Origin of the sequence: Nucisporomicrobium flavum, assembly GCF_016464385.1 — a bacterium.
GTDB classification, from domain to species: domain Bacteria; phylum Actinomycetota; class Actinomycetes; order Mycobacteriales; family Micromonosporaceae; genus Actinoplanes; species Actinoplanes flavus_A.
Window position 1 is genome coordinate 24650 of the sequence record NZ_JADMLH010000003.1, and the last position, 14821, is coordinate 39470.

Here is a 14821-nt window from a genome sequence, read left to right on the forward strand (position 1 = left end):
AGCGTGGACGAGCGGCGGTCAGCCGATGGGTCCGACCGCGGCCAGCAGTTCGGGCGTACGGCGGTTGTCAGCCCCGTCGGCCGCGGCGGCCAGCACGGTTTCGGCTCCCGCAGGGCTCGCGTCCGGCGGCACCACCAGCAGGTCGAAACGGTCACGCCCGAAGTCGGTCATGACGGTGATCAGCCCGGCCGGCTGAGAGGTGAACCAGCCGAGCCGCACCCCCCGGCCGCCCACGGTGATCCGCCGGGGGTGCGGCTCGTCCCACTCGGCGGAGCTCAACAGCACATGTGTGATCTCACCGCGCAGGCTCGCCAGAGCCGTCACCAGAGCAGGGAGTTCCACCACCGCGTCGGTCGTCCGGGGCCACCAGGCTCCGTCGAGAGCAGTGGCCCGGGAGGAAACCGGGTCCATCCGCAGGCGTACGGCGTCGTCCGGTGTTCGTGGCGTGCGGGTCTTCGTGGCTCTGGTCATCGGAGTCCCCTCCTGTTGGCGACGTCCGCGCCATCGAAGGGCGGGCACGGTGCGCTCGTCGGAAGAGACGTCGAGAAGCCGGTATTCCTTCACAGTACGCTTCCGCCTCCCGCGGCGATGCATACTGTGGACGCTGTCCGGTGGCACTGTCATCGGTATCGGTATCGGTATCGGCTTCGGCCGGCGCGCGCGGCCGATGACCGTGTGCCTCACGGCCTCCGTGAGCCTCGTCCTCGACTGTTCAGCGGGTCGGACCCGCGCCCACGGCGGTCCCCGACGAGGGGAACAACAGTGACACCTCCGGAACAGCGAACCGATCCGGTTCCCGCTCCCCACCCGCGAGCTGGGCTCCAGCCGGCCGACGACAACGACCTGTTGCTCGATGACGGCTGGTGGCCTCGTTGCGACAACCTCGACGCGCAGTTGCGTGTTCTGCTGCCCGCGCTCGACCAGGTCTGCGGCACGGTGGCACGTCTGCTGCTCGGCGCCGCGGGCTGGACGACCCGGCCGCATCAGGTGCTGCTGGCCGACCGTACCGTCAGCCTCGGCTATCTGGCCGGTCAGCCGCGGTCGATGATCACCGTTCGCTGCCTCGACGGTGGCACCTTCACCGTGCGTGTCGCGCCGTCGGAGCCCGTCACCGCTCGGCGCCTCCACTCCCGGACGGCCTGTTTGCCGCCCTGCTGAGCGGGTATCCTTCGCGTACTGCACTCACCGTCTCGGACGGAGATGTGTCGGCCGTCCAGACTCCGCGGCCTCCTCGTCAGCTTGATGCTCGCCGGTCCCTCCACGCGCCGGCCAGCAGGTATTTAGGAGTCGCGCGATGAGCGCATCAGTGAGACAAGGGCCGAAGACCACCGGTAGTGACTTCTCCACGCTGAACCGGCAGATCGCCGAGGCCGGGCTGCTCGAACGCCGGCCGGCCTACTACGCCGTACGAGCGTCTGTCGTGTTCGCTCTGTTCGCCGGCACCTGTTTCCTCTTCTCCCTGCTCGGCTCGTCCTGGTGGAACATCGGGGTGGCCGCGCTGCTGGGGCTGATCTTCGCGCAGGCGGCCCTGCTGGCGCACGACGTGGCCCACCGCCAGGTGTTCCGCACGAAACGGCCCAGTGAGATCGCAGGCCGGATCGTGGCCAACGTCGCCGTCGGCATGAGTTACGGCTGGTGGACGGAGAAGCACACCCGCCACCACAACAATCCGAACCATGACGATCTCGACCCGGACGTGCAACCCGAGCTGCTGATCTGGACCACCGAGTCGGCGTGGGGGCGCCGAGGGATGAAGGGCTTCGTCAACCGCCACCAGGCCGGGCTGTTCTTCCCCTTGCTGATGCTCCTCGGTATCGATCTGCGCATCTCCAGCGTCAAAGCGCTGCGGCGGCCGGGCATGAAACGCCGAGGACTGGAAGCGGGCCTGATGGCACTGCACCTGATCGCCTATACGGCCGCGCTGCTGCTGGTGCTGTCGCCCCTGCAAGCATTGGTGTTCTTCCTCGTGCACCACGCCGTGTTCGGGGTCTATCTGGGGATGACCTTCGCCCCCAACCACAAGGGCATGCCACACCCGGACGGCACCGAGGACTACCTGCGCAAGCAGGTGCTGACCGCGCGCAATGTCAAGGGCGGCCGGCTGACCGACGTGGCCCTCGGCGGATTGAACTATCAGATCGAGCACCACCTGTTCCCGGCGATGCCCACCCCGAACCTGCCCAAGGCGCAGCCCCTCGTGCGGGCGTATTGCGAACGGGCTGGGGTCTCGTACGAGGAACCAGCCTGATCGAGTCATATCGGCAGGCGCTGCGTCATCTCCACGCCGTCGGAGCCCCGCTGCGGGCTGCGAGCCGCGACCGGCGCGCCCGGGGCGGCACCGTCACACCGACGTTCCGCTGACGTCCGCGTCCGGTCCGCGAACGAGCATTCACAGCTTGTCTCGAAAGTTGGTCGATCCTGCGGGCCGCCGTCAGAGGGGGGACCCGGTCGGCCCGCAGGATCGCCGTTTCGTCGTCCACGCCGACGCACCGGCCCACGAACGGACGACCGGGTGGCTTCGCCCGTCACGACGCCGTAGCGTTGGCGCCACGGCTCCCAGCCCCTGAGCCGGTCGCTCCAGCCCCTGGCGGCATCTGATGGCCGCAGCTCTGGAGCGTCAATGATCGGAAATCGTCGTCACCGCCAACCAACGGTGCGCGCCGGAGCGGATCCCGGGATGGACAGTCTCGCCCAGGCCAGCGATTCCACTCTGATCGAGCTGATCTCGCGGGGGCATGAGGCCGCGTTCGTCGCGCTGTTCGACCGGACCTTGCCGAGGTCCCGAGCCGAGCTGGCGACTCTGCCCGACGCCCGACACGGCCAGATCCTCGCGGCCAGCTACGTCGAGGTGTGGTGGCTGGCCGGTTGCCATCGCGCGCCGGAGGTCGACGCCACGACCTGGATCACCGGGATCGTCCGGCGGCGCGTCGACGAGGCACTGCGATGGACGCAGCCGGACGTGGACCCGCCCTTGACGGACCCGAGGCCCAGTTACAGCGAACTGGAGATCGCAGCCCTGCTCCGACGGCCGCTCGGCGACCTGCCGGGGGCATGACCGCGCCGGGAGGACACACCACGACGGGGAAGTGGTTGCCATAACCGGTATCCGATCCGTGAACGCCAGCGCGAACCGACCGGGCCCGGTTCGGCCCTCGGTACCGTCGCGCTGCCCTGGCCGTACCCGGCGGTGCCGACGATTCCGTCAGCGGCTGCAACACGCCGGTGGCCGGAGGCTGCCCGTACGCTGCCGGTCCGGCGACGCTTCGTCCGCGGCGTGTTGGCCATGACCACGATGGGGCGGCTGCTGATCCGCTCGGACGCCGACCTGCTCGCCGCATCCTGGCCGGCTGGCTACGCTCTCGGGCCCGACCCGCGGCCCGGCCCGCCGACCACGGTGTCGGCAGGTCATCGCCGTCGACGGCAAGACCGTCCGCGGTGCTCGCCCGCGCCGACGGCAGCCCGGTTCCCCTGTTGACCGCGCTGGGTACTTGCAGGTGGCGAACTGATTGGCATTGACAAGCGGCATGGTCCTGCGCAGGTGGCCGTGGCGGCGAAGTCGACCGGATATCCACCGTCGAGGCGGTACTGGAAGCTTGTAGCCGTTTGTCCCCGCGAAGAAGTCCCTTCCAGATCAAAGGCGATGCTCGAGGATTTGTTCGCTTCGCAGTGACTGAACGGCTCGTTCTGACAGCGTTGGACCCCTTTACTCGGCCGAGTATACTTTCAAACGACCTGGTAAACGGTTGTTAGCGCGGCGCTGGGCTCTCTAAGTGCTGGGGGTCAAGGGCTCGCAGGTTCAAATCCTGTCAGCACGACCGAAGGTTTTCGCAGTTCAGAAGGCTGGTCTAGATCTTGGTCCAGCCTTCTTCGCGTTCGTGGGGACCACAAGAGTCAAGTGGCGCCGGTCGTAGCGCACTTTGACTGCTGGTCCAGAAATCCGCAGCAAGCAAGTGTTACTGCCGACTTGGTCATTCTGTGTGTCAAGGCGCCGCTGACGCGGCGCGACCGTGCCCGCTCGCGCCCGGCCTGCTGGCGGCCTCCGGCTGGCATCGGCCGGCGCGCGGGCCGCACCATGGCATTCCATCCTCGCTCCTGGAGCTCGACTTCGGCCGGCGGCAGTCCTGCGGACCCCGGAAGGCGCGAGCGACAACTCGGTCGGCCTTCCCTCTCGCCTCAATGGTCCAGCACCCGTGCCAGGCGTCAAGGACGCCCCGCGTCGCTTCGCGATGGCCTGCGACCACCCTTGACCCTGGCATCGGTGCTGGTGGAGGGCTCTTGAGAGGGGCCGGAGAAGAAGCGTTGGCACTGCACTACCAATCCGGCCGTTCTTGGTGGTGATGAACAGGCCGTCCCAGGGGTCGTGCAGATCGCCGCCCTGTTGTGGGGGTTCGGCGCTGCGGCGTAGCTGGGCCGCGCGGACGTGGCGCGACGATGCCGGCGGCTGCACGCCCCGGGAGTCACGCTAAAGAAACTTTAAGGAACGCTTGCTCAGCGTCATGAACTGCTGCCACCTCATTGCTCGTATATCTCGGCACAAGCAGTACCGAGACGAAGAGGAGCCGTGCATGTATCGACGCGGAGTCAGCAGCCGGACGCGCAAGCTGGTGATTGGAGGTGCCGTCGCAGCGCTGCTCGGCTCGGCGCTCGCGGTCGGCACGGGGATGAGCCAGGCCGCCGAACAGGGCAACGCCGGAGTCGGCTCCCGTGACATCAACGCTTTGGTGCCGGCGCTGGGTTTCAGCCCGGGCGATCCGAACGCGACGGCCGATCGCGTGGGCCCTACCGGGGTGAAAGTTCCCGGTCGCTGCCCGCCCACTCAAGCCCAAGTGAACGCGCAGGTAGCGCTCAAGAATGGGAATCTTCCGAGTGGAACGGACCTTGAGAGCCGCATCCAACGTTTCGAAAAGACCTTGTCGGCGATTCAGGACTTGAAATGTCCCGCATCTTCCACGACGTTGCTGGGCCGCTTGAAGTCCTTGACCGCGCTGCGCGGAGACGCGAACCGCGATAACGCCCTGCGTGGTCTGGGGTTGAACGAAACGCCAGCGGATAAAGCCGCCGCCCCAGGATCCGGTGACGCGGCCGCGGGTGGAGCGACGGGGAACGCCGGACCCGGCTCCGGTGACATCAACGCTTTGGTGCCGGCGCTGGGTTTCAGCCCGGGCGATCCGAACGCGACGGCCGACCGCGTCGGCCCTACCGGGGTGAAAGTTCCCGGTCGCTGCCCGCCCACTCAAGCCCAAGTGAACGCGCAGGTAGCGCTCAAGAATGGGAATCTTCCGAGTGGAACGGACCTTGAGAGCCGCATCCAACGTTTCGAAAAGACCTTGTCGGCGATTCAAGACTTGAAATGCCCCGCATCTTCCACGACGTTGCTGGGCCGCTTGAATTCTTTGACCGCGCTGCGCGGAAACGCGAACCGCGACAACGTCCTGCGTGGTTTGGGTTTGAACGAAACGCCGGCCGGATAAAGCCGCAAGACGCGCCAGCGAAATGAGCGGCTCGCAGAGCGGCGCCGCTGACAACGACAACCTGATCCTCCGCGGATCCTGATCCACCAAACGGAACCGCCTCGCCGGAGGCCCTCGCACCACGGGGGTCTCCGGCGCGTCCGTGTGTCATGCGCGCGGTGATCTTCAAGCACGTCCAGGTCAGTGGCACCGACCGCGGTTACCGGGGCGCGGACCACTTCGACTGGCCCCGCTTCGCCGTACTGGACGCGACCGGCTACGACGGAGCAGCGCGCGCCGAGTCCCTCACGGCCAAGACGGAGACGAGCGCGATCGCCGCCTCCGTCTGGCGCCTGCTCGTGCCGTCGCAGACCGCCCGGCCCTCGACGGACCGGGCTGCCTGCGGTGATCCGGCGAGGGTGTCACGAGCTCGACCATGACTGGTTGGATCCGCCCGTACAGTCCCACAGCTGCACGCGGGCCCCGTTCTCGGTGCCGTTCTGCGCGATGTCGAGGCAGCGTCCGGAGGCGACGCCGACGACGGTTGCGCCGGTGACGGTCCACTGCTGGTTGGTGCCGCCGTTGCAGTCGTAGATGACGACCGGTGTGCCGTTGGTGGTGCCCCGGCCGCGGGCGTCGAGGCACTTGGTGCCGTAGACCCGCAGTTCCCGCGCGGAGGTGGCGCTCCACTGCTGGTTGGTGCCGCCGTTGCAGTCGTAGATGGCGACCTGGGTGTTGTTGACGGTGGTGGCGCCGGGAACGTCGAGACAGCGTCCGGAGCCGCCGTTGCGCAGCCGGTTGCCGGGCGCCGGTTCGGTGCCGGTGAGGCCCCAGGCGTACCGGAGCCGTCCGGCGCCCGTGACGTTGGGGGTGGTCAGGATCAGGTTGGTGCCGCTGCCCTGGAGCTTCTGCATGGCGTACCAGTCGTCGTTCTGCCCGGCGGTGAGCTTGCCGCCGATGCCGGGCCAATAGACGGACCCCATGCTGAGGTCGCGGAGCACCTGGGTGGTGGCGCGGAAGTAGCGGACGAAGTTGTCGGTGCTGCCCGCGTCGTCGTAGTTGAGGCCGGTGTCCATGGGAGCGCCGAACTCGTCGATGACGGTCCGGTCGGCGCAGCCGCCGATGGCGTCGCGCAGGAAGTTCACCCAGCCGTCGTACGTCTTCGCGCCGCTGAAGAACGTGTAGTGGTGCAGGGACAGGTACGTCCCGTCGAAGCGGCTGTCCGAACACATCGTCCTGATGTCCTGGTTCAGGCCGGAACCGCTGATGAACACGCGGTTGCGGGGCACGGACGGCCGGGCGGCGAGCCACGCGGCGGCCACGTTCTTCCACTCGGCCGCGCTGTAGCCGCCCGGCTCGTTCATCGGCTCGAAGGAGACCAGCGGGTCGGCGCCGTACCTGGCCACGACGGTGTTCCACATCGTGTTGAAGGCGGCGGTGTCGGTGATCCGGCCACCGGCGGCCGCCCGTCCGTCCTCCCAGAACGACAGGATGACCTTCATCCCGCGGGCGCTCGCCGAATCCATGACGCCGGTGTAGGAGTTCCACCAGGCGGTGCCGACGGACGCGGTGTTGATCGGCAGCCGGACGGTGTTCGCGCCGAGATTGCGTTCGAAGCCGGCGAGGACGGCATCCGCCTTGGCGCGGACGGTGGTGTAGCTGTCGCCGCTGCTGAGCCCGTACAGCACCAGCGGTTCTCCGGTGAAGTTGTCACCGGCGCGGGCCCAGTTCACACCCCGGAACTGGTTCGTCGCGGCCGACGCGCCGGACGCGGTGAGCACGAGGGCGAGCGGGATCGCGACGAGCGCTACCACGGCGCCGGTCAGGGCCTTGAAGGCCATGCGGGATGCGATCTCTCGTCGGATCATGACGCTCCCTGTCGGGTGGTGGGACCGGACATCGAGATGGATCGAAGGATTGTTTCTGCAGGGTGAACGCTGCGTCAAGTATTGACTACCCTCGATGAACTACCTAGCGTATGACGTCATACGAATCGCTGAGCGATCGTTCGGACCCGAAATTGTGACCGTTCACAAGATCACCGGTGTGGCCCGTCCGCGGCCCGAGGCGCTAGGGGGTCCGATCCCGTGGCCGACGACAAGGTGACCATTCCATGAGAAGACGCGCGATGGCGGCGGCAGCGACCGCCGTGCTCACGGCCGCCGGCACGGTGGCGACCATCCTCGGTCCCGGTTCCCCCGCCACCGCCCACCCGGTCAACGCGGCCGACTTCCAGCAGGTCGAGCTGGCCCGGGGCGTCGGCGAACTGGGGGAGCCGATGTCGATGGCGGTCCTGCCGGACCGCTCGGTGCTGCACACGGCCCGCAACGGCGTCCTCCGGCGGACCACCGCCTCCGGCGTCACCTCCGTGATCGGCACGCTGCCGGTCTACACGCACGACGAGGAGGGACTGCAGGGCGTGGGGGTGGATCCCGGCTTCACCACCAACCGGTTCATCTACCTGTACTACGCGCCGCCGCTGTCCACACCCGGCGGCGACGCACCGGCGAACGGTACGGACTTCTCGGCGTGGAACGGCGTGAACCGGCTGTCCAGGTTCACCCTCAACGCCGACTACACCCTCAACACCGGCAGCCAGGTGACCGTCCTCGAGGTCGCCACGAACCGCGGGATGTGCTGCCATGTCGGCGGCGACATCGATTTCGACGCCGCCGGCAACCTCTACCTGTCCACCGGCGACGACTCGAACCCGTTCGACTCGGGTGGCTACACGCCCATCGACGAGCGCAGCGACCGCAACCCGGTCTACGACGCGCAGCGCAGCGCGGGCAACACGAACGACCTCCGTGGCAAGGTCCTGCGGATCAAGGTGAACGCGGACGGGTCGTACTCGATTCCCGCGGGCAATCTCTTCCCGCCGGGCACCGCGCGGACCCGGCCCGAGATTTACGCGATGGGCTTGCGGAACCCGTTCCGGCTCAGCGTCGACAAGCCGACCGGCGCGCTGTACGTGGCCGACTACGGGCCCGACGCCGGCACGACCACCTCGACGCGCGGACCGGCGGGCCAGGTCGAGTTCAACCGGATCACGTCCGCGGGCAACTACGGCTGGCCCTACTGCACCGGCTCCAACACGACCTCGGAGACGTACGTGGACTACGTGTTCCCGTCCGGACCGTCGAGGAACCGGTTCAACTGCGCCGCTCCGGTCAACGACTCGCCGCGCAACACGGGGCTGACCAACCTGCCGCCTGCGCGCGCGGCGTGGATCAAGTACGACGACTGCTCGCTGCCCGCGTTCGGCTGCGGTTCGGAGTCGCCGATGGGCGGTGCGGTGTACCGCTACGACGCGGCCAACCCGTCCGGGGCCAAGTTCCCGGCCGCCCTCGACGGCCACTACTTCGCGATGGAGTTCGGCCGGCGCTGGATCAAGAGCATCGACGTCAACGCCGACGGGTCGGCCGGGCAGATCAGCGACTTCCCCTGGCGCGGCACGCAGATCATGGACAGCGCCTTCGGCCCCGACGGCGCCCTGTACGTCCTGGACTACGGCACCGGCTGGGGGAGCGGCGACGCCAGTTCCGCGCTGTACCGCATCGAGTACAACCAGGCCGGCAACAACCAGGCCCCGATCGCCCGCGCCTCCGCCAGCCCCACCTCCGGGGCCGCGCCCCTGACCGTCGGCTTCAGCTCCAGCGGCTCGTCGGATCCGGAGGGCGGCGCGTTGACGTACGCCTGGAACTTCGGGGACGGCAGCACCTCGACCGCGGCCAACCCCAGCCACACGTACTCCAGCAACGGCGAGCGCACGGTGACGCTCACCGTGACCGATCCGGCCGGCCTCACCGCCTCCGCCTCGGTGACCATCACGGTCGGCAACACCGCACCCACCGTCACCCTGACCACCCCGGCCGACGGAGCGCTCTTCACCTTCGGGGACGCCGTGCCGTACACGATCTCGGTGTCGGATCCCGAGGACGGCACCATCGACTGCAGCCGGGTCAAGCTGACCTACCTCCTCGGCCACGACGACCATGCCCACGCCATCAGCTCGAGCACCGGATGCTCGGGGACGCTGCAGATCCCGGTGGACGGTGAGCACGACACGGCGGCCAACCTGTACGCGGTGTTCGACGCCGAGTACACCGACGGCGGCGCCGACGGCCAGCCCGCGCTGACCACGCACAAACAGCAGATCCTGCAGCTGCGGCACCGGCAGGCCGAGCACCGCAGCACCCAATCCGGCACCGCGCTCTACAGCAAGACGACGGCCGAGGGCGGGCAGACCGTCGGCGACATCCAGAACGGCGACTGGATCGCGTTCCAGCGGTACTCGCTCGCGGGCGAGAGCCGGTTCACCGCCCGGGTGTCCTCCGGCGGCGCCGGCGGCACGATCTCGGTCCGGGCCGGATCGGCCACCGGCACCGTGCTCGGCTCCGTCACCGTGCCGGTCACCGGAAGTTATGAGACCTTCACCGATGTCTCCACGACGCTGACCAACGCCCCGACCGGCACCACCACCCTGTACCTGACCTTCCAGGGTGGCTCGGGAACGCTGTTCGATGTCGACGCCTTCACATTCGGCGCCGCACCGCCGAGCGGCGGCCCCACCGGGCGGATCGTCGGTGCGAGCGGATCGTGCGTCGACGTCAACGGCGGCGCCACCGCCGACGGCACCAAGATCCAGCTCTGGACCTGCAACGCCGGAGCCAACCAGCAGTGGACCCGTACCGGCAGCACCTGGCAGTCGCTGGGCAAGTGCATGGGCGTGGCCGGCGGCGCGACGGCCGACGGCAGCGCGGTGCAGCTGTCGACCTGCACCGGTTCCGGCACGCAGAACTGGACGGCCGGCGCCAACGGATCGCTGGTCAACGGCCAGTCGGGCAAGTGCCTGGACGCCAACGGCGGCAGCTCGGCCAACGGCACCCAGCTGATCATCTGGACCTGCCACGGCGGCACCAACCAACGCTGGACCCTGCCATGAGAGGAATCCCGGCCATGAAACCCCTCACCCGCACCCTCCTCGGCGCGGCGGCAGCAACGCTGCTGACCCTCGCGGGCACGGGCACACCGGCGAGCGCCGCGGACGCGCCGTACGACGTGCTGGTGTTCTCCAAGACCGCCGGCTTCCGGCACGACGCGATCCCGGCGGGGATCCAGTTGATCCGTGACCTCGGCGCGGCCAACAACTTCACGGTGACCGCGACCGAGGACTCCAACCGGTTCACCGCCGCCGACCTGTCCCAGTTCGAGGCGGTCGTCTTCCTCAACACCACCGGCGACGTGCTCAACGCCGCTCAGCAGACCGCCTTCGAGAACTACATCCGCTCCGGCGGCGGCTACGTGGGTGTGCACTCGGCGTCGGACACCGAGTACGACTGGCCGTTCTACGGCGAGCTGGTCGGCGCCTACTTCGCCTCGCATCCGGCGATCCAGCAGGCGACCGTGCGTACGGAGAACCGGGCGCACGCGGCCACCGCCGGGCTCACCCCGGCGGCGACCCGCACCGACGAGTGGTACAACTTCCGCACCAACCCCCGATCCTCGGCCCGGGTGCTGTCGACGCTGGACGAGTCGAGCTATTCCGGCGGCACGATGGGCGGCGACCACCCGCACACCTGGTGCAAGACCTATCAGGGTGGGCGCTCGTTCTACACCGGCGCCGGCCACACCCAGGCCAGCTACACCGAGGCCGGCTTCCGGGCGCTGATCCTCGGTGGCATCCGGTACGCGGCCAACCGCGCCAAGGCCGACTGCCGGCCGGAGACCGGCTACACCACTCTCTACAACGGCTCCACCACCGGCTGGTCCCAGGCCGGGCCGGGCTCGTTCGCCGACAACGACGCCACGCTGACGTCGTCCGGCGGGCTCGGCATGCTGTGGTACAGCGCCGCGGAGTTCCGCTCGTACTCGTTGAAGCTCGACTGGATGATGCCGGGCGACGACACCTCCGGTGTGCTGATCGGATTCCCGGCCGGCAGCGACCAGGACTCGGCCCAGACGAGCGGGTACGAGGTGCCGATCGATGCCACCGACACGGCGGACCGGACCACCGGCGCGGTGTACGGGGTCAAGGCGGCCGACCTCGCCGCCCGCGACGCGGCGCTGAACCCGCCGGGCGAGTGGAACACCTTCGAGCTGCTCGTCGAGGGGGAGCGGCTGCAGGTCTTCCTCAACGGCGTCAAGGTCAACGACTTCACCAACACGGACCCGGCGCGGTCGCTGACCTCCGGTCACATCGGCATCCAGAACCACGGCACCGGGGACGACGTGTCGTTCCGCAACATCCGGATCAAGGAGCTGGGCGGCACGGCGCCCCGGACCGGCCCGATCACCAGCGCCGCGGGCAAGTGCGTCGACGTCAGCGGCGCGAGCTCGGCCGACGGCACGAAGATCCAGCTGTGGCGCTGCACGGGCGGCACCAACCAGCAGTGGACGGTGGCCGGGAACACCCTGCGCTCGCTCGGCAAGTGCATGGGCGTCGCCGGCGGCGGCACTGCGAACGGTGCCCTGGTCCAGCTGTCGTCCTGCACCGGCTCCGGCGGCCAGAGCTGGACCGCGGGAGCCAACGGCTCCCTGGTGAACCCGCAGTCGGGCAAGTGCCTGGACGCCAACGGCGCGAGCACGGCGGACGGAACCCAACTGATCATCTGGAGCTGCCACGGCGGCACCAACCAGCGATGGGCCCTGCCATGACCGACCTGACCCGAAGGAAACTGCCCGCTTTGTCAATGTCCTCACCTATGGGATGGGCGCGCGGACCGGGATGAGCGGCGGCCCGTTCGCTCGGGGGTGACCGCGCCGTCCTTGTTGCGCCACGGCGGGATGAGGCGTTCGCTGTTCCGCCCACTGGCCACCGGCGGAGACCCGGACCTGCCCGCGCTGACCCGGCTACGCGACGACGAAGCGGACGCCCTTGCCCACGCGCAGCTCACGCGCGAAAGCACATTCGCATGGTCCTGGCGGGACGACCACACGCTCGCCCGGGGCCCCTACGGCCAGTGGTCCATGCCGCGGTTCAGCTTCTCACCACGGGCGCGCTGGACCGGATCAAGCGATGCGGAGGTTGCCGCTTCCTGTTCAGCGACGAGAGCAAGAACCGCAGCCGTCGTTGGTGCAGCATGGACGACTGCGGAACCGCAGAGAAGAGCCGCCGCTACGTCGCGGTACGACGCGCGCGCACGACACGGTAAGCAGTGGTCGCGCGGAGGTGGAACGCCGGCCACCGCGATCAGATGCACGGATCTGCTGCCGATAACGAGCGTTCGCCCGAGGGCATCGACCTCCCTGGCCTGATCGTGCAAGCGTCGCAGAGCCTTACATTTCTGCGCGACCACGGGTCAACACGGCCTCGACAGCGGCGGGCCACCGAGGCATCGGGTCGACGGCCCGCATCGGGCGATCGAAGGGCCATCCGGATCTGGCACCCCTCTGTGTCAACTAGGCTGGGGTTCGGCGGGTCCGGGAAGTGACTTCTCCGAAGTGTCGATCATGGGGTTCAGGTCGGCCGCGCTGGATTGCAGAGTCGCCCCCACGTGTCCTCCCGGGCCCGTCCTGAGCCGCTTTGCCTCGGCGACCATCCGTCGGCGGATGACGTCGGACAGCCGGCGTTTGAGGGCAGCAGCACTCCTTTGGGTCGGAAGCGCCGCCGTCAATAGGGGGTGGCAGCCGTCGGCGTACACCGGCAGTCACTCGGCTGGTACTTCGGAATCGGCAATCATGGCTGGCCGGTTCGCCAGGTCGAGGTGGACGACGTGCCTCCGGTGCTGGCGGCACTTCTCGGCCGTGAATAGGTTGGATGCATGGACGCAACCGATGCGTGGTCGCGCGTCTGAGCTGAGAGGTGAGGGTGGATGGCCGAGCCCGCCCGCGACGACCGGCTTCCGGCGCTGGTCTGGGTCATCGCCGCCGCGTTCGTGGCCGTCGAGTTGGCGTTCAGCGCCGGCTACGGATTCCAGCAGGACGAGCTCTACTTCATCCAGGCCGGCCGCCACCTCGCATTCGGCTACGTCGATCAGCCGCCGATCGCCCCGCTTCTGGCCTGGCTGGCCACCGCGCTCGGCGGGTTGCACCCGACGGCGGTGCGGGCGCTGCCGGCCCTGGAGGGCGGCGCGATCGTCGTGCTGGCCGCCCGGCAGGCCGTGATCTTCGGCGCGGGCCGCATCGGCCGGGTCCTGGCGGCGCTCTGCATGGCGTGCGCGCCGGTGCTCATCGGCGCCGTCCACATCGCCAACACCACGCCCCCGTCGCTTCTCGCCTGGACGCTGGTCGTGCTGTGCGTGAGTACCGCGATCGCGCGGGACCGGCCACGGTGGTGGCTCGGTGCCGGCGTCGCGGCCGGCCTCGGCCTGCAGACCAACAATCTGCTCACGCTGTTGCTGCTGGCGCTCGCCGCCGGCCTGCTGCTCACCCGGCGCTTCGACGTCCTCCGCACCCGCTGGCCGTGGCTGGCCGCCGGGATCGCCGCGGTCATCTGGGCGCCGAACGTCGTGTGGCAGGCGACGCACGGTTGGCCCGCGTTCGCCATGTCCGCGTCCCTGCATCGGGAGAACACGTCCGCGGGCGACTACGTCGGCGGTCTGCCGGCGCAGATCCTCTACGGCGGCCTGTTCACCGCCCCGGTGCTGATCGCCGGCGTGGTGCGGCTGTGGCGCACCCCCGAGCTGCGCTACCTCGCGGTCACGGTCATGCTGACAGCGGTGTACGTGCTGGCCTGGGTTCCGGGAAAGCCGTACTACACCTCGGGTCTGCTGCCGGCGGTGCTCGCGGCCGGCTCAGTCGCGACCGAGCGCTGGTTCGCCTGGGGCCGGCGGCCCCTCGTACGGCGGACTCTGGTCGTCGGCGCCGTCCTCGTCGCGACCTTGGCGGCGTTGCCCACCGTGCTGCCGGTCTGGCCGGTGCGCGACGTGCACGCCCGCACGACCGGCGCCGACCTGCGCAACATGATCGGCTGGCCGCAGCTGGCGAGCCGGGTCGCGGCCGAGACCTCCGCGTTGACCGCCGCTGGCACACCGCCGACGTCGATCTTCACCGGCAACTACGCCGAGGCGTCCACCCTCGACGTGCTGGGCGGGCCCGGCCTGCCGCCGGTGCTGTCCGGCCACAACGCCTACGGCATGTGGGGACCGGGCGGGGCCTCCGACGCCCGCGTGCTCGCCGTGGACGCGAGCGACCGGCTCCGGCCCTACTTCGGCCGATGCCGGACGCTGGGCACGTTCATCACGCCCTACCGCGTCGACAACGACTTCAACCACCTCGACCTGAGCCTCTGCACCGGCCCGGCCGGTGACTGGCCCGCCCTGTGGCCACACCTCACCCACGACGACTGACCGCAATGCCGGGGCGAGAAATCCAGATCAACGACTCTTCCCGGTACGCGACGAGCAAGCCGCCCACCCAGCGACTATGGT

10 protein-coding genes and 1 pseudogene are annotated in these 14821 nt (G+C 69.1%); 9 read left to right on the forward strand and 2 right to left on the reverse strand.

Going from position 1 to position 14821, the window contains the following annotated elements:
* Nucleotides 1–18: 18 nt before the first annotated feature.
* Nucleotides 19–471 (reverse strand): DUF5994 family protein, encoded by a 453-nt coding sequence (locus IT780_RS08270; protein WP_199510863.1) that lies wholly within the window; start codon nucleotides 469–471, stop codon nucleotides 19–21.
* 117 nt (nucleotides 472–588) lie between these two features.
* On the opposite strand from IT780_RS08270, the gene IT780_RS42595 reads away from it, so the two are divergent.
* From IT780_RS42595 to IT780_RS08295, 5 genes and pseudogenes are all read left to right on the forward strand, one after another.
* Nucleotides 589–1158, forward strand: coding sequence for a DUF5994 family protein (locus IT780_RS42595; protein WP_267909968.1), 570 nt, complete (start codon nucleotides 589–591; stop codon nucleotides 1156–1158).
* 136 nt (nucleotides 1159–1294) lie between these two features.
* Nucleotides 1295–2361, forward strand: a pseudogene (locus tag IT780_RS08280) (fatty acid desaturase family protein).
* A gap of 316 nt (nucleotides 2362–2677) precedes the next feature.
* Nucleotides 2678–3055 (forward strand): hypothetical protein, encoded by a 378-nt coding sequence (locus IT780_RS08285; RefSeq protein WP_199510865.1) that lies wholly within the window; start codon nucleotides 2678–2680, stop codon nucleotides 3053–3055.
* A gap of 1510 nt (nucleotides 3056–4565) precedes the next feature.
* On the forward strand, nucleotides 4566–5471 hold the full coding sequence (locus tag IT780_RS08290; RefSeq protein WP_233412496.1) for a hypothetical protein: 906 nt from the start codon (nucleotides 4566–4568) through the stop codon (nucleotides 5469–5471).
* 158 nt (nucleotides 5472–5629) lie between these two features.
* Complete coding sequence (locus tag IT780_RS08295; RefSeq protein WP_199510867.1) at nucleotides 5630–5890, forward strand: hypothetical protein; 261 nt, start codon at nucleotides 5630–5632, stop codon at nucleotides 5888–5890.
* Here the strand turns inward: IT780_RS08295 and IT780_RS08300 are convergent.
* Entirely contained in the window at nucleotides 5873–7318 is a 1446-nt protein-coding gene (locus IT780_RS08300) for a ricin-type beta-trefoil lectin domain protein (RefSeq protein WP_233412497.1), read from the reverse strand. The two genes, IT780_RS08295 and IT780_RS08300, sit on opposite strands and share 18 nt — an antisense overlap.
* Nucleotides 7319–7563: 245 nt before the next feature.
* Between IT780_RS08300 and IT780_RS08305 the strand changes: the two genes are divergently transcribed.
* The 4 genes from IT780_RS08305 (at nucleotide 7564) to IT780_RS08320 (ending at nucleotide 14740) form a co-directional block, all read left to right on the forward strand.
* Nucleotides 7564–10395 carry a PQQ-dependent sugar dehydrogenase gene (locus IT780_RS08305; RefSeq protein ID WP_199510868.1) on the forward strand — a complete coding sequence of 944 codons (2832 nt, stop codon included), beginning with the start codon at nucleotides 7564–7566 and terminating at the stop codon, nucleotides 10393–10395.
* Between the two features lie 14 nt (nucleotides 10396–10409).
* Nucleotides 10410–12107: a ThuA domain-containing protein gene (locus IT780_RS08310; RefSeq protein WP_199510869.1), complete on the forward strand. Its 1698-nt coding sequence runs from the start codon at nucleotides 10410–10412 to the stop codon at nucleotides 12105–12107.
* Between the two features lie 257 nt (nucleotides 12108–12364).
* Complete coding sequence (locus tag IT780_RS43425; RefSeq protein ID WP_372443637.1) at nucleotides 12365–12604, forward strand: CGNR zinc finger domain-containing protein; 240 nt, start codon at nucleotides 12365–12367, stop codon at nucleotides 12602–12604.
* Nucleotides 12605–13264: 660 nt separating this feature from the next.
* Nucleotides 13265–14740, forward strand: a complete 1476-nt coding sequence (locus IT780_RS08320; protein WP_199510871.1) for a glycosyltransferase family 39 protein — start codon at nucleotides 13265–13267, stop codon at nucleotides 14738–14740.
* Nucleotides 14741–14821: the final 81 nt, after the last annotated feature.

Coding starts and splice junctions, on each gene's coding strand:
- IT780_RS08270 (WP_199510863.1), bottom strand. CDS start 471: ATGACCAGAGCCACGAAGACCCGCACGCCACGAACACCGGACGACGCC.
- IT780_RS42595 (WP_267909968.1), top strand. CDS start 589: ATGCATACTGTGGACGCTGTCCGGTGGCACTGTCATCGGTATCGGTAT.
- IT780_RS08285 (WP_199510865.1), top strand. CDS start 2,678: ATGGACAGTCTCGCCCAGGCCAGCGATTCCACTCTGATCGAGCTGATC.
- IT780_RS08290 (WP_233412496.1), top strand. CDS start 4,566: ATGTATCGACGCGGAGTCAGCAGCCGGACGCGCAAGCTGGTGATTGGA.
- IT780_RS08300 (WP_233412497.1), bottom strand. CDS start 7,318: ATGATCCGACGAGAGATCGCATCCCGCATGGCCTTCAAGGCCCTGACC.
- IT780_RS08305 (WP_199510868.1), top strand. CDS start 7,564: ATGAGAAGACGCGCGATGGCGGCGGCAGCGACCGCCGTGCTCACGGCC.
- IT780_RS08310 (WP_199510869.1), top strand. CDS start 10,410: ATGAAACCCCTCACCCGCACCCTCCTCGGCGCGGCGGCAGCAACGCTG.
- IT780_RS43425 (WP_372443637.1), top strand. CDS start 12,365: ATGGTCCTGGCGGGACGACCACACGCTCGCCCGGGGCCCCTACGGCCA.
- IT780_RS08320 (WP_199510871.1), top strand. CDS start 13,265: ATGGCCGAGCCCGCCCGCGACGACCGGCTTCCGGCGCTGGTCTGGGTC.